This is a genomic window from Tenacibaculum mesophilum, from assembly GCF_003867075.1.
GTDB lineage: Bacteria > Bacteroidota > Bacteroidia > Flavobacteriales > Flavobacteriaceae > Polaribacter > Polaribacter mesophilus.
In genome coordinates this window covers 3294122-3314586 of record NZ_CP032544.1, presented here as the reverse complement: position 1 = coordinate 3314586, position 20465 = coordinate 3294122, and the positions used below count along the sequence as shown (strand labels likewise).

The 20465-nt window shown below is 31.6% G+C and carries 12 protein-coding genes; 9 read left to right on the top strand and 3 right to left on the bottom strand.

Annotated features, from left to right (window positions below; genetic code table 11):
• Positions 1–4: 4 nt before the first annotated feature.
• Both D6200_RS15065 and radC read right to left on the bottom strand, forming a co-directional pair.
• Positions 5–1312 (bottom strand): polysaccharide deacetylase family protein, encoded by a 1308-nt coding sequence (locus D6200_RS15065; protein WP_073181447.1) that lies wholly within the window; start codon positions 1310–1312, stop codon positions 5–7.
• A gap of 26 nt (positions 1313–1338) precedes the next feature.
• The gene (radC, locus tag D6200_RS15060) at positions 1339–2025 is read right to left on the bottom strand and encodes a RadC family protein (RefSeq protein ID WP_073181449.1); all 687 of its coding nucleotides are present in this window, start codon (positions 2023–2025) and stop codon (positions 1339–1341) included.
• 165 nt (positions 2026–2190) lie between these two features.
• Here radC and trkA point away from each other — a divergent pair, with 165 nt between their 5' ends.
• From trkA to D6200_RS15025, 7 genes are all read left to right on the top strand, one after another.
• Positions 2191–3537 carry a Trk system potassium transporter TrkA gene (gene trkA, locus D6200_RS15055; RefSeq protein WP_047789852.1) on the top strand — a complete coding sequence of 449 codons (1347 nt, stop codon included), beginning with the start codon at positions 2191–2193 and terminating at the stop codon, positions 3535–3537.
• Complete coding sequence (locus tag D6200_RS15050) at positions 3537–5036, top strand: TrkH family potassium uptake protein (RefSeq protein ID WP_073181451.1); 1500 nt, start codon at positions 3537–3539, stop codon at positions 5034–5036. The genes trkA and D6200_RS15050 overlap by 1 nt, the downstream gene beginning before the upstream one ends.
• A gap of 281 nt (positions 5037–5317) precedes the next feature.
• Entirely contained in the window at positions 5318–5908 is a 591-nt protein-coding gene (locus tag D6200_RS15045) for a phage tail protein (protein WP_047789854.1), read from the top strand.
• A gap of 193 nt (positions 5909–6101) precedes the next feature.
• A complete protein-coding gene (locus D6200_RS15040) occupies positions 6102–9845 on the top strand; it encodes a beta strand repeat-containing protein (protein ID WP_073181453.1) in 3744 nt (1247 codons plus the stop codon).
• A gap of 23 nt (positions 9846–9868) precedes the next feature.
• Entirely contained in the window at positions 9869–10051 is a 183-nt protein-coding gene (locus tag D6200_RS15035; RefSeq protein ID WP_047789856.1) for a hypothetical protein, read from the top strand.
• Between the two features lie 63 nt (positions 10052–10114).
• Complete coding sequence (locus D6200_RS15030) at positions 10115–11236, top strand: phosphoenolpyruvate carboxykinase (ATP) (protein ID WP_073181455.1); 1122 nt, start codon at positions 10115–10117, stop codon at positions 11234–11236.
• Positions 11226–12293 (top strand): nucleotidyltransferase domain-containing protein, encoded by a 1068-nt coding sequence (locus tag D6200_RS15025; protein ID WP_073181457.1) that lies wholly within the window; start codon positions 11226–11228, stop codon positions 12291–12293. Before D6200_RS15030 ends, D6200_RS15025 begins: the two co-directional genes overlap by 11 nt.
• On the opposite strand, the gene D6200_RS15020 is transcribed toward D6200_RS15025, so the two are convergent.
• Positions 12274–13629, bottom strand: coding sequence for a UDP-N-acetylmuramate--L-alanine ligase (locus tag D6200_RS15020; protein ID WP_073182646.1), 1356 nt, complete (start codon positions 13627–13629; stop codon positions 12274–12276). The two genes, D6200_RS15025 and D6200_RS15020, sit on opposite strands and share 20 nt — an antisense overlap.
• Before the next feature lie 197 nt (positions 13630–13826).
• Between D6200_RS15020 and D6200_RS15015 the strand changes: the two genes are divergently transcribed.
• Together D6200_RS15015 and D6200_RS15010 are read left to right on the top strand one after the other, a co-directional pair.
• Positions 13827–19898 (top strand): alpha-2-macroglobulin family protein, encoded by a 6072-nt coding sequence (locus D6200_RS15015; RefSeq protein ID WP_073181459.1) that lies wholly within the window; start codon positions 13827–13829, stop codon positions 19896–19898.
• Between the two features lie 42 nt (positions 19899–19940).
• Positions 19941–20438: a hypothetical protein gene (locus D6200_RS15010; RefSeq protein ID WP_047789860.1), complete on the top strand. Its 498-nt coding sequence runs from the start codon at positions 19941–19943 to the stop codon at positions 20436–20438.
• The last annotated feature ends 27 nt before the right edge of the window (positions 20439–20465 follow it).

Here is a 20465-nt window from a genome sequence, read left to right as displayed (position 1 = left end):
TTATCTATGTATTTCTTACTATTTTTATCATTGAATTGTATAATCTATTCCAGCCTCTCCATCTTAAATAATTACTTAAACTTTCATTATGAAATACTGTTATAAAAGTACCATTTACCGCCTTTACTTCATTTTTTAAATCTCTAATTTTTCCTAATGACTGTTTTGGTGTTAACTTCATGTAATCGTTTAACGTTGTATCCATCAAAGCAAATGGGAATATTTTTAATGGTGTTTGAATTTCAAAATCTAAATCGTAAAAGTGAAAAGGTGTACATGTAGTTGCTCGAAAACCAACATGTGTTGTATATCCCATTGAATAGTCTTCATCTATCTCTAAATCTATTAACTGTTGATATGTTTCTGGTAAAGACACTCTTAAATAGTGTTGTCTTGAACGCTTAATAGGCATATTAGTTATGTTTTCTAAACGCTCTTTTTCCTTTTTTAACATAGCCGCATTATTAACGGTGTAATAAGAAGGATGTAAGCCTACACGAGCGTAATCAACCATATCTTTTATTAACAATTTAAATTTTCTTTTAGAAGCAGAAACATTAGTATCGAATGTAGTATAATCACCTATTAAAAAGAAAAATATAGTTCTTATGTTATATGTTTTCTTTACATCTATTATTTCTTTAAAGGTATCAAATGGGTCTTTTTTAATATTAAAAAAGACAGCAAATCTATCCCAAACTGTAAAAATCTTAAACTGAGAAATGTCTTTTAAAAAACCTCCCAATATCCTAATAAAACTTTTATACTTATATGCATAAGCATTATCCACATCTATTGTAGATATATACTTATATTTTCTTGTAGTATGTTTAAAATCAGGAAATTTTTGCTTTAAAGTATCGAGAAACTTATATGCCCATATATCAACAAGTGGCTTTTCTAAAAACCCATTTTGATATGCTATACTTTCTTTTACCGAAAAACGGCCATGCTCGTCTTTAATATGCGGTAAATATTCTTCATATCTTGATATTAAATAAAAACTAGCAGCAAAAATATCAAATGGGATCTCAGAAGTTTCAGCCGTTGAAAAAAAACAAGGAGCTTCATCCCATTTTTGAATAATTATTTCTACATCCTTTACACCTTGTTGAAACAACAACTCATTACTTTCAACAAAAAACTCTTTTCCTAAAGGAACATTTGTATATGAAAACTTAGGTCCATTATAAGCTACAAATTCCTCTACTTTCCCTGTAAAATCAATCTGAACTTGTAAAATACGAGTAAATATATGTTTAAAAATATAACGTACTCTAGGAGTAACTTTATGGGTATAAATAAGTATCATAAATAGTAACTAGAATCGTAAAACGACTATAAAATTCCTTCATCTGCAAAGCTAAAATAAGCTTTTTCAGTAACTATTAAGTGATCTAGTAATTTAATATCTAAGGTAACACCTGCTTGCTTTATTTTTTTAGTGATATCAATATCTGATTTACTTGGTGATAATTTTTCTGAAGGGTGGTTATGACAAACAATTACTCCAATTGCAGAAAGCTCTAAGGCTCTCTTATACAACAATCTTACATCTACCAAAGTAGCGGTAAACCCTCCTTTACTTAATTGGTGTTTTGCTAATACTTTATTTGAGTTATTAAGATATAATACCCAAAATTCTTCGTATTGTAAATCACCTATAAGTGGTTGCATAATTTTTGCTACATCAATAGAACTTTTTATTTTAGGCACACTTGCTCTTCCTACAAACTGTCTTCTTTTACCAAACTCTAAAGCAGTTACCACAGATATTGCTTTTGCCTCCCCTATTCCTTTAAATTTCATTAACTCCTCTATAGATAATTTTGCTAAAGCATTTAAGTCGTTGTTTACTGATAATAATATTCTTTTTGCTAAAGCAACTGCACTTTCATCTCTATTTCCAGAGCCAATCAAAATAGCTACTAATTCGGCATCTGACAATACTGTTTTTCCTTTAGACATTAACTTTTCTCTTGGTCTATCATCTAATGCCCACGATTTAATAGAAATCTTATTCATATTATTTTTTTTTCTTTTCACAGTCTTATAAATACGTAAATAAACGTAGTCGTTTAATTACAAAACTTTAATTGTTTTTTCTTTTAAATTTATAAATATAATTCATTTTTTGCACAACCAAAAGAAGCACAGTATCTTTGCATTCTATCTTTTTTAATTTTTAATATGAAGATTATTATAGCCGGGGCTGGAGACGTTGGTTTTCATTTGGCTAAACTCCTTTCTTACGAAGCACAAGACACATATGTAGTCGATTTTGATGGTGAAAAATTAGAATATCTAAACAATCATTTAGATGTTATCACCAAAAAAGGAGACGCTACCTCTATAAAGTTATTGAAAGAAATAGGTGTAAGCTCTGCCGATTTATTATTAGCAGTTACTGAAAGTCCTAATACAAACTTTACGATTTCTGTAATAGGTAAAGCATTAGGTGTTAAAAAAACAATTGCTAGAATTAGTAATCCTGAATTTTTAAATAACCCTTGTATTAATTTTAAAGATTATGGTGTAGATTTTATGATCTCTCCAGAAGAATTAGCTGCGGAAGAAATTAAGTCTCTACTAAATCAGTCTTCATTTAATGATACTGTTGCTTTTGAAAATGGAGTTTTCAATATCATGGGAACAACACTTGGGTATAAATCTCCTATTTTAGACCTTACTGTTAAAGAAACTAAAGAGAAATTTTGTTTGGTAGACTTCATTACTATAGCTATAAAACGTGAAGGGACTTCTCAAACAATTATTCCTCGTGGAGATACTGAGTATAAAATAAACGACCAAGTATATTTTTCTGTACCAAAATATAGTATTGATAAACTATACCCTATCATAGGAAAAGAATATATAGATATTAAAAATGTAATGATCTTGGGAGGAAGCCGTGTAGGAAGAAAAACAGCGAGAAAACTCTGCAAAGATAACTTTAAAGTAAAGCTAATTGAAAAAGACAAAGACAAAGCCTTACAACTTGCAGAAGATTTACGTAATACATTAGTTATTTACGGTGATGGTAGAGATTTAGAATTATTAGAAGAAGAAAGTATTAGAGAAATGGATGCTTTTGTGGCTGTTACTGGAGACTCTGAAACCAACATCATGTCTTGTTTAGTAGCTAAATCTAAAGGTGTTAAGAAAACAGTAGCTTTAGTGGAGAATATGGATTATATTAACATTTCTCAAACTATTGGTATTGATACATTAATTAATAAAAAATTAATTGCTGCAAGTAATATTTTCCGTCACATTAGAAAAGGGGAAATTGTAGCTTTAGCTAATCTGCATAATGTTGATGCTGAAGTTTTTGAATTTGAAGTGCATCCTGGTGCTAAAGTAACTCAAAAAATCATTAGAGAATTACGCTTTCCTAGAGAAGCCATTATTGGAGGTGTAATTAGAAATGGAGAAGCATTAATGTCTTTTGGTGATTTTCAAATGCAAAGCGGTGATAGAGCCATTGTTTTCTGCTTGCCTGAAGCTATAAATATCGTAGAAGACCTATTTAAGTAATGGAAAACCTTAATCTTAAATTAGTCTATCGTTTTTTAGGAGTTACAGCTATCCTGAATGGGTTATTTATGTGGCTTGCCTTACCCATAAGTTTTTATTACAACGAATCCGCCAAATTAGGAATTCTAAATGCCGGAATTATTACGATAGCAATTGGTTCTTTATTGTTTTTTTTCAATAAACCCGATAATAAAAACATTCATAAAAAAGAGGGATACCTTATTGTTACTTTAGGATGGCTTACCTTATCGTTCACAGGAATGCTTCCCTATCTACTCACAGAAAGTATACCGAACGTAACTAATGCTTTTTTTGAAACAATTTCTGGTTACTCAACCACAGGTTCCTCTATTTTAACCGATATAGAATCTATGCCTAAGGGTATTTTATTTTGGCGAAGTTGTACACACTGGATTGGAGGCATGGGAATTATTGTACTTACTATTGCTATTTTACCTTTATTAGGTATCGGAGGTATGCAACTTTTTATGGCTGAAGCCCCAGGTCCTTCTGCTGATAAACTACACCCAAGAATTACTGATACAGCAAAACGCTTATGGTTAATTTATGTATTGTTAACTGCTATTGAATTTTTACTACTAAAAGTAGCTGGAATGACTTGGTTTGATGCTATTAATCATGCTATGGCGACCGTAAGCACGGGTGGATTCTCTACTAAAAATGCTAGTGTAGCTCATTGGAATAATGCTCCATTAATTCAGTACATTATCATCTTTTTCATGTTTATTGCTGGTACTAATTTTGTACTCACCTATTTTGCATTAAAAGGAAAAGTTAGAAAAGTTATACAAAGTGAAGAATTCAAATACTACCTTTTTGGTATTCTTGGAATAGCTACCATTGTAGCTTTAATGATTATCTTTTTTCAAGATCCCAATCTACAAACTACTATAGAACATCCTAAAGTATGGGGTGAAGTAGAAAGTGCAATAAGACATTCTTTATTCTCTGTTATATCTGTAGTGACCACAACTGGTTTTGTTACTGCCGATTTTACAATGTGGAGCTTTTTTGTTACCGCAATATTTTTCTCTTTATTTTTTTTAGGAGGTTCTGCAGGGTCTACATCTGGAGGAGTGAAAATTGTTCGTCACATTATCATGTTGAAGAATAGCTTTCTTGAATTTAAAAAATCATTACACCCAAATGCCATAATACCTGTTCGTTATGACGGAAAAGCAGTTAATCAAACAATTATATTCAACATACTTTCATTTTTTGTACTCTACATGCTAATTTTTATAATTGGTACTGTTGTTCTAGCCCTTTTAGGTTTAGATATAAAGTCTGCTTTAGGAGCATGCGCTTCTTCATTGGGTAATATCGGACCTGCTATTGGAAGTGTTAGTCCTGTAGACAATTTTAACCATTTATCAGCAGGTGCTAAATGGTTTTGCTCTTTTCTAATGTTAATTGGTCGTCTAGAGCTATTTACTGTGTTAATTTTATTAACTCCTTTTTTCTGGAGAAAAAACTAACTTAAGTAATAAACTTACCTATAAAAAACATCTCTACTTATACGTATATACCTTAAAAGTACACGTTTGCATATTAATCGAATACGCTTAAACAATAGAATTAAAGTTTAGTGCGGTTTGTTTTTATATTTGGTTTATAGAAAACAAATATTCAACATTTAGCAATTTTACACACTTGTAACAAAAAACTATAACCAACAAATAATTAAACAGTTACACAAAGCATATTATTTTTTTTACTAAATTGTTGTTCTTAACATTAACTACTAAACTTTTTATTTATGGAACCATTTTTAGGTCAAATTACGATGTTCGGAGGAAACTTTGCTCCAAGAGGTTGGGCATTTTGCGATGGACAATTACTGGCAATTTCACAAAACTCTGCTTTATTTTCAATTTTAGGAACCACGTACGGAGGAGACGGAAGAACAACTTTTGCTTTACCCGATTTAAGAGGTAGAGCTCCAATAGGCCCTAGAAATGGCCCTGGCTTAAGTGATTATAGATTGGGTCAAAGAGGAGGGGTAGAAACGGTTACCTTAAACATTACTCAAATGCCAAGTCATAATCATGCAACTCAAAACAATACAGCTGCTGACCAACATATTCAATTAAGTGCTGATGCTGGTATTCGTAGTACTCCTCAAGCAGGAGATGTTCCTGCTGGAGCAAGTTTTGGATCTGGTATTAGTGCCACACCTGTAAATGCTTATGGACCAGCTAACAATACTGTTAATGGACAAACTATTAGTGCTAATGCTGGTTTGAATATACTTAATACAGGTGGAAACCTACCACATACTAATGTACAACCTTACTTAGCTGTTAATTATATTATTGCTTTGGTAGGTGTTTTTCCTTCCAGAAATTAACTTATTTGCTATAATTCATTTGATAAAATAAAACTCTAGTGAAAATCATTAGAGTTTTATCTGTAAAATTATTTAACCAATCATATACTAAATAAAAATGAAACATCGTTACTTTAAATTCTTATTGAATATACTTGTTTATTTTGTGCTTATTTTTTCTAATAAGCAATTGAACGCTCAGACCCCTAGTACTATGGAATTTGGTTCATCAACTGTGGTTTTAGCAACTGGTACAAATCCTAGTGCTGATCAATCAGTTAATTCTCTATTAAATAGCTTTGATATCTCTAGTACATCTAGTGGCAACATTGTTCTTGCCTTTGCCACAAATGGGAACGGAGTAGGTACTGATGCAATTGGTGGAGCCTCGGATGCTGTATTAGCTTGGGCAGGAAACGGTACTTTTTCTGTTAGTTCTGGAACACTATCAACAGATAGTGGTGGGGAAATAGGTATTACATCAATGCAATTTGCTTACCAACAAGCTATAGGTGGTAGCACACTTGATTTCACATTCATTGGTAAAAAAGATGGTGCAACAGTTGGTACACTTGTCTTAGTAGACCCTGCTCATAACTCTGCTATAAATATAAACTTAGCTTCACCTACTACAGGTTCTTTTTCAGATATTGACGAAATAGTTATAACACCTGCTACTCCTATTTTTGGGGGATTTTCAATAGATGGTATGGTAGTTACATCTGCTTTTTCCAATACAGCACCTGTAATTGGAGGAACAACCGCTGGTCAAAGTGTAAATGATAATAGTACTCTTTCTCCTTTTTCAAGTATCACAACTACAGATGCAGATGGAGATAACTTATCTGCTACCATTACATTAGATAATAATGCAAAAGGAACATTAACAGGTACCGGCCTTATTGGTTCTGGTCCTTATACAATTTCAAGTACTACTCCCGCAGACCTACAATCAAAACTAAGAGCTTTATCGTTTAATCCAACAGACAATAGAACATCAACAACAGAAACGACCACTTTTACAGTAGTTATTAATGATGGTACTGTTGATGATACGGATAACACAACAACTGTGATTTCAAGTGCAGTTGCACCTGCTGTTTCTAGTGTGAGTGTACCTACCAATGTAACTTACGTAACAGGACAAAATTTAGATTTTACCGTAAACTTTGACGAGGATGTAACTGTAAATACTACAGGAGGAATACCGCAAATAGCTATTACCATTGGAGCTACCATACGCCAAGCAACCTACATTAGCGGTAGTGGAACAAGTGCTTTGGTTTTTAGACATACGGTTCTTTCAGGGGATCTTGATACTGATGGTATTGCTGTTGGCTCTTTAGCTGCTAATGGCAGTACTTTAAAAGATTCTGGAGGAAAAGATGCTAATCTAACATTAAATAATGTGGGGGCAACTACTGGTGTATTAGTAGATGCAGTCGCCCCTACTGTAACAAATGTTAATGTACCTGCAAACGCCACTTACATATCAGGTCAAAACTTAGATTTTACTATTAACTTCAATGAAAACGTAATCGTAAACACTACTGGAGGAACTCCTCAATTAAGTATTACAGTAGGAGCAACTACTCGTCAAGCAACCTACATAAGTGGAAGCGGAACAAGTGCTTTACTGTTTAGATATACTATACAATCAGGTGATTTAGATTCTGATGGTATTGCTATTGGTACATTAGCTATAAATGGTGGTACTTTAAAAGACGTCGCTACTAATGATGCTAATCTAATTTTAAATAGTGTTGGAAACACAACCGCTGTATTAGTGGACACAGTTGCTCCCATTATAACAAGTGTTAATGTGCCTTCAAACGCTACTTATGTTACAGGTAATAATCTAGATTTTACCGTTAACTTTAATGAAAATATTATAATCAGTACTACTGGAGGAACTCCTCAATTAAGTATTACAGTAGGAGCAACTACTCGTCAAGCAACTTACATCAGTGGAAGCGGAACAAGTGCTTTACTGTTTAGATATACTGTACAGTCAGGTGATTTAGATACTGACGGTATAATGGTTTCTTCTTTAACTGCTAACGGTGGTACTCTAAAAGACACCGCTACTAATGACGCTAACTTAACTTTAAATAGTGTTGGAAGTACAACCGCTATATTAGTAGATACAATTGCTCCTATTGTAACAAGTGTTAATGTGCCTTCAAATGCTACTTATATAGCAGGTAATAATCTGGATTTTACTGTTAATTTTAATGAAAATATTACAATCAGTACTACTGGAGGAATTCCTCAAGTCGCTATTACTATTGGGGCTACTATACGTCAAGCAACTTACATCAGTGGTAGTGGAACAAGTGCTATAGTCTTTAGATACACAGTACAATCAGGTGATTTAGACACTGATGGTATAACGATTTCTACTTTAACTGCTAACGGAGGTACTTTAAAAGACGCCGCCACTAATGACGCTAACTTAACTTTAAATAGTGTTGGAAATACAGATGGTGTTCTTGTAGGAGTACAAACTATTACTTGGACAGGAGCTAGTGATAATGATTGGAATACAGCTTCAAACTGGGATTCTAATAGTGTTCCATCAACAAATTCTGATATTATTATTCCATCTGGATTAACAAATTATCCAACAGCTTCATCTGCTATTACTTTTAATTCTCTAACAATTAGTAATGGGGCTTCTTTTATACCTCAAAGTACTGTTACTGGTACCGTTACTTATAAAAGAAATTTACCAACTACAAACTGGTATTTAGTATCACCCCCTGTTGCTGGTGAAACTTTAGAAGATATTATTGCTAATCATACCTTGGCTTCTGGTACTGGTGGTAATTTAGGACTTGCTCCTTATAGCAATATTACTGGCCCTGCATGGTTATATGTTCAAAGTGGTAATACAGGAACCATTACTAATGGAATAGGTGTTTCTATTAAATTAGCTACTCCTGGAGAAGTTTCAATCAGTGGAACAGCTAATACTTCTAATATTACTAAAGCTATTTCTACAGGTAGTAGAACTAATTACAACCTTGTAGGAAATCCGTATACATCATACATTAATTCTGCTAGTTTTACAGCTGCTAATTCTGCTGTACTTACCAGCGAAACTATTTGGTTGTGGAATGGAACTCAATACATGACCAAAAACGCTATCAATCCAATTGAAATTGCTCCGGGGCAAGCTTTCTTTGTAGAAGCTGCGGTAAACAATAATGTTATCTTTAGTTCAGCCAACCAAAGTCACCAAAATTCAGATACATTCATGAGACAGGAACCTATTCCTTCAATTGAATTATCTATTGACAATAACGATGTTAAAAGATCTACAGATATCTTTTATGTTTCAGGAAAGACTACAGGATATGATAGAAGTTATGACTCAAAAATGTTTGGGGAAGATACTTCTAACTTAGCTGTTTTTACTGAGCTAATAACTAATAACCAAGGAAAACAATTAGCTATTCAAACATTACCAAACACTAATCATGAAAATATGATTGTTCCTGTTGGTATTAAAGGAAAAGCAGGTGAAAAAATAACCTTTTCAACTATTTCTAAAAATCTACCAGCTAATCTTAAAGTATACTTAGAAGATAGAACAAATAGAGTTTTTACTAATTTATCTGAAGATAATTATACTATAACTCTTACGAATGATACAAACGGTATTGGTCAATTCTATTTGCATACTAGCTCTAAAAAACTTGAAACACCTTCTGTTACCCCTTCATTAGATAATATTAGTATATATAGTTCTTCTAATAATGAAGTTACCATTGTAGGATTGCAAACTAAAGCCAATATAGTTGTTTACTCAATCTTAGGGAAAGAAATTTTAAATCAAAACATAAACTCTAACGGAGTAAGTAAAGTAAGCCTTCCTGAGGTATCTAGTGGTGTATATATTGTAAAGTTAAATTCTGAATTAGGAGAAATCACTAAAAAAATAATCTTAAAATAAGCTAGCTATAAAATCAAGTAATTATGAAGAAAAACATAAAAAAGACTGATACAGATTCTAAAAATATCACTCGCAAAGAAGCTCTAAAAAAAATTGGCGGTTATAGTAAATATGCTGCTTTAACGGCTTTAGGAACTTACATGATTTTAAATCCTCAAAAAGCACAAGCACAAAGCGCCCCAGAAGATCCTGGTAGTGGATTTTAATCTTAAAAACTTCATCCAAAAAACCTCGATAAAATTATCGAGGTTTTTTATCTTTAGTCAATCATGATAAATAAAATAATTAAACGAAATATAGATAATAAAAGTATTGTTTGGTTTCAAGATAACAATGAATATCTTGTTGTAGATCCTCTTGTGGCTGAAATACTCTCTCTTTTAGATCAAAACGTTGATAAGCAAGAGATAACTACTCAGATTACTAAGCAAGTTGATATTACTTATAAAGAAGCGCTCAGTTTAGTTATAGATATTGAGACTTTACTTATCTCTTCAAAAGAAACTAACAATAAAAGCAAAGTTCATCCTGTAGTTAAACCAACATCTTTTGCTTCAATAAAATATTATAAAATAAAGGATATAATTTTAGAGGTAAAATATGCTTCTGACATAGAAACTTCTCTAATTCATCCTAAGTTTGCTCATTTAGAAACTGAAGAAACTAAAAATATCAATCATAAATTTGAAATCTTTAGTAATGACAATAGCATTTCTCTTTCCGTAGATGATATTGTTATTGATACTTGGAGCTTGAGAGAAGTACATTATTTTCAGGGCAAATTTTCTATGGAATTAGTACAAAAAATCTATAAAAAAAATGAAGATGAATGGATAGGTGTTTTTCATGCTTCAGCAGTTAGCAATAACAATAATTCTATTTTATTTTTAGGAGACTCTGGAAATGGAAAAAGTACATCTTTAGCATTATTACAAGCCAATGGTTTTACTTGTTTAGCCGATGATTTTGTACCTGTTGACAACTCTTTAAATGTACACAGTTTTCCTTCTGCTATATCTATCAAGAAGAATAGTCTAAAAACCTTACTTCCAATATACCCTGAGTTAAAAACATCTGCCGAATATCATTTTAAAAGACTAAATAAAATTGTTCGTTATCTGCCTACAAATAATCATGATTACTCTTTAAAGTTACCTTGCAAAGCTTTAATTTTTATTAAGTATCAAAAAAACAGTGGTTTAATCATTGATAAAATTTCAAATATTACAGCCTTTGAACAGTTAGTTCCTGATTCTTGGTTGTCTCCAATATCTCAAAATGCAGGGCTTTTCTTGGATTGGTTTGAAAAGCTACCATGCTATCAATTAACCTATTCTGATAATCAAAAAATGATTACTACTGTCAAAAACATCTTTGCTGATGAATTATAAAGAAACCCTTTTATTTGTTGCAAAATGTTTAACAATCACTCATGAAAGAGACAATTGTAAACTGGTTGAAGAAAAAATAAAAAATAATACGGTTGATTGGAACACTATAGTTAAAGTAAGTACAGCTCAATATGTGTTTCCTGCTTTATATTGTAATTTAAAACGAGCTGACTTCTTACACTATTTACCAACTGATTTAGTAGAGTACATGCAACACATTACTGGTCTAAACAGAAAACGAAATGAACATATTATAGCTGAAGCTAAAGAAATCAACGAGCTTTTGCTCTCAAATAATATCACTCCTATTTTTTTAAAAGGAACTGGTAATTTACTTGAAGGGTTATATGAAGATATTGCTGAACGTATGGTGGGAGATATTGATTTTTTGGTAAACCCTAAAAGCTTTCACTCCACTGTCAACCTTCTTAAAAAAAACGGATATATAGAAAAAACTCCCCACTATATAGATAATACAGTCTTAAATAGACACTATCCAAAAATAACTAAGAAAGGTAAAATTGCTGCAATTGAAGTTCATTACAAAATGATTTCTAATGAGAAAGGGTTTGACTTTAATTTTATTGAAAAAAGTGTAAATAAACTAGCTAATAAGACCACCGTTCTTTCTTATGGGAACCAAGTTCTCTTAACTAGTTTTAACAAGCAAGTCAACGACAAGGGACAATGGACTAAAACTATCTCTTTAAGAAACTCTTATGACCTTTATAGGTTATCTAAAAAAACCTCTGTAAAAACCGTTTTAAACAATTTTGATCATTCAGAGTCCAGTTATTTAAAAAACTTTCTCGCAGCTACTAACTACATATTTAACTCTCCTCAATCATTAGAATATAACAAAACTCATAAATCTGAGAAATACATCAAAAAAGTGATTTTCTTTATGAATACCCCTAAAAAAAGCACTCATAATAAAAGAAAATGGGAATTATACTTTTTATACAAACACCGTTTTTCTATTATTTTAAAGTCTTTTTATGTAAAAGAATATAGGAAATATCTGTTTGATAAATTTTTTAATCAACCAAATCCCTAACCTCATCAAAGTCTAAACCGCCATAATTACCAGAACTCATTAGTAACAAAGCAGTATTTTCAAGATTTTTACTAAATAAGAAGTCTTTAAACTCTTGTGGATTCGTATATATAATCAAATCATCTTGTTCAAACGCTTTAGCTATTTGTTCTTCAGAAACTTCATCTAACTGTTTAATTTTTACAGCATGGGGAGAATAAAATACTACTGCTTTGTCTGCTTTATCTAAAGCTCCTTTATACTCCGATAAAAACTCAGCATTTAAGCTCGAATAAGTATGCAACTCTAAACATGCTAACAAAGTTCTATTTGAGTATTGATCTTTAACCGCTGCTGTCGTAGCCGCTACTTTAGATGGTGAATGTGCAAAATCTTTAAACACAACTGTTGAAGAATTTTCAGCAATCTTTTCCAAACGTTTACTTGCACCTTTAAAGCTTGCTATCGCTTCATAAAACTCATCTTCATCAATTCCCATGTGTTGACAAATCCACTTTGCTCCTGCCAAATTTTGTAAGTTATGTTCTCCAAAAATTTCTAACGGTAAATCTCCTTCTTCAGTTTCCAAATAAGTAATTCCATTATCAATAAAATAATCTGGGGTTTTATAAGGATATTTTTTTATCGGGTGATTAGAACTTTCTACAACTTCTTTTAAAATCGCATCTTCCTCATTATACACCATAATTCCACCATTCGTTAAAGAATCTGTAAAAATTGAAAACTGTTCAACATAGTTTTCAAACGTTGGGAACACATTGATATGATCCCAAGCAATTCCACTTAACAATGCAATATTCGGTTTGTACAAATGAAACTTCGGGCGCATATCTATAGGAGAACTTAAATACTCATCACCTTCCAAAACAATAAATTCATTTTCTTCGGTTAAATGTACCATTGTATCAAAACCATCTAGCTGAGCTCCTACCATGTAATCCACTTCTCTATCATGATAATTCAACACATGTAAAACCATAGAAGTAATTGTTGTTTTTCCATGAGAACCACCTATAACCACACGAGTTTTATCTTTAGACTGCTCATATAAGAATTCTGGATATGAATAAATTTTCACTCCAAGTTCTTGCGCTTTTAATAACTCTGGGTTGTCTTTTTTTGCGTGCATTCCTAAAATTACAGCATCTAAATCAGCGGTTATTTTTTCTGGAAACCAACCAAACTCATTCGGTAATAAACCTTTATTTGCTAAACGAGTTTTTGACGGGTCATGAATTGTATCATCACTTCCTGTTATTTGGTATCCTTTTTGTTGTAATGCGATTGCTAGGTTATGCATTGCGCTACCTCCGATAGCTATAAAGTGAATTTTCATAGTGTTGTTATCTGTAATGTAAGCGTCAAAAATACAAAACCAAGAGAGAATTTTAAGTATCTTTAAATCGAAACTCATTAAATAGCTATGTTAACTCACTCAAATAGTATCTTTACAAACTTTAACTTGTAAAAAACTACTGTTTTTAAGTGTTTTGTTCATATAAATTTACGATTAGCATCAAAAAATATAGATAAATGAAAAGAATAACCCCTATTTTACTAATGATTTTATTTTCAACCTTAGCACACGCCCAAGAAAACTATGCCAACCTATGGGAAAAGGTGCACGAGTTTGAAGCTGAAAACCTACCTAAATCTGCTTTAAAAATAGTAAACACTATTTACGATAAGGCTGAAAAAAGTAACAATGCTCCTCAAGTTATAAAATCATTGTTTTATAAAAGTAAATACGCTCTAACTTTAGAAGAAAATGCACAATTAAAAATTATTGATGAGTTTAAACAACAAATTAATCAACATAATTTTCCGACGAAAAATGTATTAGAAAATGTATTAGCTAACTTATACTGGCAGTATTTTAATCAAAATAGATGGAAATTTTACAATCGTACCCAAACACAAGAAAAAGTAGATGGAAATGATTTTAGAACATGGGACTTAAATACGTTGTTTGCAGAAATTCATTGTCACTATCAAAATTCTTTAGAAAATGAATCTGCACTACAAAAAACAGACATTTATACTTTTAAAGATATTATTCAAGCAGAAAAAGACTCTAAAAAATACCGCCCTACCCTATTTGATTTTTTAGCGCACAATACCTTAGAGTTTTATAAAACCACAGAAACTAACATCACAAAGCCTACTTATCAATTTAAAATTGATAACGCTTTATACTTAAGTGAAGCTGATAAGTTTTCTGCTTTAAACCTTACTACAAAAGATGATTTATCATTGCAGTTTAATGCCTTAAAAATCTATCAAAAACTCATTAACTTTCATTTAAAAAACAAGAATCTTAATGCCCTTGTGGATGCTGACATTCAACGATTACAGTTTGTTAAGCAGCATATAACTTTAAATAACAAACAAGAGTTATTATTACAAACACTAAAAACATCAGTTAATAATTACAAGAACAATGAAGTTTCTGGATTGTATAGTTATGAAATAGCTAGAAATTATAATCAACAAGCTGGATCTTATAAAACTAAAAAAAACGAAGACTTTCGTTTTAAAAACAAAGAAGCACTTGCTATCTGTAAAAAGGTTATTAAACAATTTTCTAAGAGTTTAGCTGCTGAAAAATGTGAAACTTTACAACAACAAATCACAGCTACATCTCTCAGTATTCTTTCTGAAAAATTTGTACCCATCCAATCTCACTCTAGGTTACTAGTTACTTACAATAATATTGACAAGCTGTACTTCTCTGCTTATAAAATTGATCATAAACAAATAGAAGAGCTTCAAAAAATTCACAAAGAAGAAGAACGCTTTAACTTTATAAAAAAGCTTACAAAAGCTACTTCATGGAATAGTAACTTACGAAATGAAAAAGATTATTTATTACACACAACTGAGGTAGTAGTTCCCGAATTAACTCAAGGAAACTATTTAATCATAGCACACCAGAATGATACTTTTAACTCTGAAGACTTATATGCTACTGCTCATTTACAAGCAACCAATTTAGTTTTGGTTGAAAACAATAATGATGGTGTAAAAACCTACCAAGTTGTTGATAGAAATACTGGAAAGCCTGTTAAAGACGCTGAATTATTATTACAAAACAAGCAACATAGGTATGGAAAATCGATTCACAAAAAAATAACAACTGATAAAAACGGATTTGCTTCTTTTAAAAGTGATGCTAGTTATGGTAATGTGTACGTTACTGTAACTCACAAAAACGATTCAGCAGTTTTTGGTAACTATTACCTGAATAAATATCAAAAACAAGCCTCTCCAACTACAAATGATAATCGTATAAATATTAAATCTTTTATTTTTACTGATAGAAGCATTTATCGACCAGGACAAACTGTATACTTTAAAGGAATTTCTATAAAATTTTCTAAAAACAACTCTAATGCTTTATCTAATAAAGATGTAAATATAAAAGTTGTCGATGCCTCTAGAAATAATGTTACAGACCTAAAATTAAAAACTAATGATTTTGGTTCTTTTTCTGGAACATTTGTTATTCCCAACAATGGGTTAACTGGCGAATTTTCTATTAGAACTAGTGTAGAAAATCAACTAAACTTTTTCCCTTTTCAAGTAGAAGAATATAAACGTCCTAAGTTTAAAACAGAATTTAAACCTGTAACAAAAACCTATAAGTTACATGACAGCATTACAGTAAACGGATTTGCAAAAGCTTTTGCTGGTTCAACTATCACAGATGCTAAAGTAGTATATCGCGTGCATCGTAAAGTACAATACCCTATTTGGTGGTACTGGCGTAAACCTCAGTTTACTTCAGAAGCACAAGAAATTACACACGGTGAATTAACAACTGATGCACAAGGTAACTTTTCAATTACTTTCAAAGCCTTACCTGATGAAAGTGTAAACAAAGAAAACTTACCTGTTTTTGAATATGAAATCACAGCTGATGTAACCGATGTTAATGGAGAAACTCGCTCAGCAACCTCTATTGTAAAAGTTGGGTATCATGCATTACTTGCTACTTTACAAATTCCTTCTACAATACATAAATCGGACAAGGAAACAACAATTGAAATATCAAGTAAAAATTTAAACGGGGAATTTGCACCTGCTAAAGGAAGCATTAAAATATACAAATTACAAGCTCCTAAAAATCCGTTACGTAAAAGATCTTGGGATACTCCAGATTATCAAGATATTTCAGAAAGTGAGTTTAGAAACTTATTTCCTCATGAAGCTTACACTTCGGAAGAACAAAATCCTCATAATTGGAAAAAAGAAAAATTAGTATTTGAGCAAAATTTCAATACAGAAGAATCTAAACAAATTATACTTAATAACTATAAAAAATGGGCTTCTGGTAAATACATAACCGTATTAAGTTCTAAAGATAAGTTTGGACAAGATGTTACAGACAAAGCTCTTTTTACAATAATTGATAACAAAGAAAAAAGTGTAACCGACAATCAGTTGTTCACGTATAACACAAATAAAACAACTTATAAGCCAAATGACATTGCTAAGTTACAAATTGGTTCTGCTTCAAAAGATGTTACGGTTATAGTTCAAATAGAAAAGAATCATACCATCGTAAACACAGAGCTTATTCATTTAAATAACAAAATCAAAACAATTGAAGTTCCTGTTACGAAACAAGATGTTGGCGGGTTTGTTATTAAATACTATTTTGTGAATTACAATAGTTTTGTAAGTGGAATAATTCCTATTTCTGTTCCAAATGAACAAGATAACATTACTATAGAAACCAATACATTTAGAGATAAATTACAACCTGGAACTCAAGAAACGTGGAGTTTTACCATTAAAAACGATAAAAACAACAAAGTAGCAGCAGAGATGCTTGCAAGTATGTACGATGCTTCTTTAGATGAATTTAAACCTCATAACTGGGAGTTTTCACCTATCTCTACTTCTACATATTACTCTTATAGCGGTAACGCTAATGCATATCAAAGTTTTGGTAATGAACGTTTCAGAGTTTTTAACAATACTTATCCATCATCTTTTAAAACTCAACGATATGACCAATTGAATTGGTTTGGTTTTTACTTCGGAATAAATAGAAATATTCGTTTAAGAGGCTTAGCTATGAGTGCTAAAATGCAACCTTCTCCAGAAAGAGAAATAATTGTTGAAGAGAAAGAACTTTTAGATGCTCAAGAAGCTGATTTGGCAAATGATTCAGTTATGACGGGATACGCTAAAAAAGAATCTAAACAAGAAAACGTTTCTTTAGATGGAGTTCAAATTCGTAAAAACCTTCAAGAAACTGCTTTTTTCTATCCTCATTTACAAACCGATAAAGAAGGGAATATCACCTTTAGCTTCACCACTCCAGAGGCTTTAACACGATGGAAATTGCAGCTATTAGCACACACAAAAGAATTGCAATCTGCTACCAAAACATTAACTACTGTTACTCAAAAAGAGTTAATGGTAATGCCTAATGCTCCTAGATTCTTAAGAGAAGGTGATCAAATTACATTCAGTACTAAAATTGCTAATATTTCTGATAAAAACTTAGAAGGTACAGCACAACTTATATTAACTGATGCTATTACCGGAAAAGAAATCAACCTGTTAAGTAATTCTTCTAAAAACCAGTCTTTCAGTGTTAATTCTAACGGAAACACGAATGTATCTTGGAACTTATCAATTCCTGATACTTATCAAGCAATTCAATATAAAGTAATTGCCAAGGCAGGGGATTTTTCTGATGGAGAACAAAATGTATTGCCTGTTTTATCAAACAGAATGTTAGTTACAGAAACACTACCTATGTGGGTTCGTTCAAATCAAACCAAAACATTCACATTAGATAAGCTTAAAAATCAAACTTCGACTACGCTCAGCCACCATAAATTAACGTTAGAAGTAACTTCTAATCCTGCTTGGTACGCTGTACAGGCTTTACCCTATTTAATGGAATACCCGTACGAGTGTAGTGAACAAACCTTTGCTCGTTATTATGCAAACACACTCGCTAGTCATATTGCAAATTCAAATCCAAGAATACAAGAGGTGTTCAATGCTTGGAAATCTTCAGATGCTTTATTGAGTAACTTAGAAAAGAATCAAGAGTTAAAATCATTGATTATCCAAGAGACTCCTTGGTTACGTGATGCTCAATCAGAGACTGAACAAAAAAAGCGTATTGCTTTGTTATTTGATTTAAACAAAATGAAAAACGAGCAACAAAACGCTATTAATAAACTATTGCAAATGCAATTAAACAATGGAGGGTTCCCTTGGTTTAAAGGGAATGATAATCCTAATGTTTATATCACGAATCATATTGCTACTGGTTTTGGACATTTACAAAAATTAGGTATCGATAATAAAGATGATTCTTTACAGAAAATGCTTGTGGATGCTATCCGCTTTTTAGATGCTGAAATTGAACATACCTACAAGAAGTTATTAGAAAGTGCTGAACGCATTAAAGCTGAAAAAGGACAAAAAGAATACACTAAGTATCTGAAAAAAAACCACCTAAACTACTTTATTATTCAGTATTTATACATGCGTTCTTTTTATACAAATATTGAAGTTAACGATACGGCAAAAACCGCTTTTGAATATTACAAAAATCAAACAGCAACTTACTGGAAAGAGTTTAGTTTATACGGAAAAGGACAAATTGCCCTAATACAGTTTAGAAACGATAATACATTAGTTGCTAATAAAGTTTTAAAATCTTTAAGAGAAAACAGTATTACTTCTGATGAATTAGGAATGTATTGGAAAGAAAATCAACCGAGTTGGTACTGGCACCAAGCCCCTATTGAAACCCAATCGTTGTTAATTGAAGCTTTTTCAGAAATTGAAAATGATATTCAAACTGTTGATAATCTAAAAATATGGTTACTAAAAAATAAACAAACCAATCGTTGGAAAACTACCAAAGCAACTACTGAAGCTGTATATGCATTATTATTACAAGGTAGTGATTGGATTTCGGTAACTGATATAGTGGATGTAACAATTGGAGAAAAAACAATCAATCCTTCTAAATTAGAAGACACAAAAGTTGAAGCGGGTACTGGTTATTTAAAAACCTCTTGGAATGGTTCTGAAATTACTCCTAATATGAGTACTGTTAGTATTTCTAAAAAAGGAAAAGGTATTGCTTGGGGTGGATTGTATTGGCAATATTTTGAAGATTTAGATAAAATTACCTCTGCTAAAACACCTTTACAGTTAAAGAAAAAACTATTTAAAAAAGTAAATACTAATGCGGGTAAACAACTTCAAAAAATTACAGAAAATACACAATTAAATGTAGGAGATTTAATGACTGTTAGAATTGAACTTCGCTCTGATAGAGATATGGAATTTGTACACATGAAAGATATGAGAGTAAGCGGAGTTGAACCTATTAACGTATTATCACAATACAAATGGCAAGATGGTTTAGGGTATTATGAAAGTACAAAAGATGCTGCAACAAATTTCTTTTTCGATCGTTTACCTAAAGGAGTATATGTATTTGAGTATGATGTTCGTGTAAATAATGCAGGAAACTTTAGTAACGGAATCACAACTATTCAAAGCATGTATGCTCCCGAGTTTAGTAGTCATTCAAAAGGAGAAAGGTTACTAATTAAGTAAAATAATTTATCTTAGCATTCACAAAACACTAAATTAAAAATTATGAAGAAAATCTTTTTATTCATCGGTTTTTTAACCATTTCATTTTTCACTGCAAATGCACAAGAAATTTCAAATAACGCAATAGGTCTTCGTTTAGGAGATAACGATGGTTTTGGAGCTGAAATTTCTTACCAGCGTAAATTAAGCAGTAACAATCGTCTAGAAATTGACTTAGGTTTAAGGAATGGTAAAAATTATGACGGCTTTAAAGCTACAGGTTTATACCAATGGGTTTGGCAAATAGAAAACCGCTTTAACTGGTATGCTGGTGCTGGTGGAGGTTTAGGATTCTGGAGTTTTGATGATGTTTCTTCTGGTGGAACAACTATAGAAGGAAGTTCAGAAACGTTTGTTTTCGTATCTGGAGTTGTTGGTATTGAATATAACTTTGATATTCCTCTTATCTTATCTTTAGATTTTAGACCTGAGATTGGATTTAATGATAGCTATGACGGGTTCAACTCTGACTTCGGTTTAGGTATCCGTTACCAATTCTAAAAAACGTTAAATACATATAACAAAAGC

Bases quoted from the DNA above. Each gene is read 5' to 3' on its own strand.
- D6200_RS15065 (WP_073181447.1), bottom strand. From the start codon at position 1,312: ATGATACTTATTTATACCCATAAAGTTACTCCTAGAGTACGTTATATT.
- radC (WP_073181449.1), bottom strand. From the start codon at position 2,025: ATGAATAAGATTTCTATTAAATCGTGGGCATTAGATGATAGACCAAGA.
- trkA (WP_047789852.1), top strand. From the start codon at position 2,191: ATGAAGATTATTATAGCCGGGGCTGGAGACGTTGGTTTTCATTTGGCT.
- D6200_RS15050 (WP_073181451.1), top strand. From the start codon at position 3,537: ATGGAAAACCTTAATCTTAAATTAGTCTATCGTTTTTTAGGAGTTACA.
- D6200_RS15045 (WP_047789854.1), top strand. From the start codon at position 5,318: ATGGAACCATTTTTAGGTCAAATTACGATGTTCGGAGGAAACTTTGCT.
- D6200_RS15040 (WP_073181453.1), top strand. From the start codon at position 6,102: ATGGAATTTGGTTCATCAACTGTGGTTTTAGCAACTGGTACAAATCCT.
- D6200_RS15035 (WP_047789856.1), top strand. From the start codon at position 9,869: ATGAAGAAAAACATAAAAAAGACTGATACAGATTCTAAAAATATCACT.
- D6200_RS15030 (WP_073181455.1), top strand. From the start codon at position 10,115: ATGATAAATAAAATAATTAAACGAAATATAGATAATAAAAGTATTGTT.
- D6200_RS15025 (WP_073181457.1), top strand. From the start codon at position 11,226: ATGAATTATAAAGAAACCCTTTTATTTGTTGCAAAATGTTTAACAATC.
- D6200_RS15020 (WP_073182646.1), bottom strand. From the start codon at position 13,629: ATGAAAATTCACTTTATAGCTATCGGAGGTAGCGCAATGCATAACCTA.
- D6200_RS15015 (WP_073181459.1), top strand. From the start codon at position 13,827: ATGAAAAGAATAACCCCTATTTTACTAATGATTTTATTTTCAACCTTA.
- D6200_RS15010 (WP_047789860.1), top strand. From the start codon at position 19,941: ATGAAGAAAATCTTTTTATTCATCGGTTTTTTAACCATTTCATTTTTC.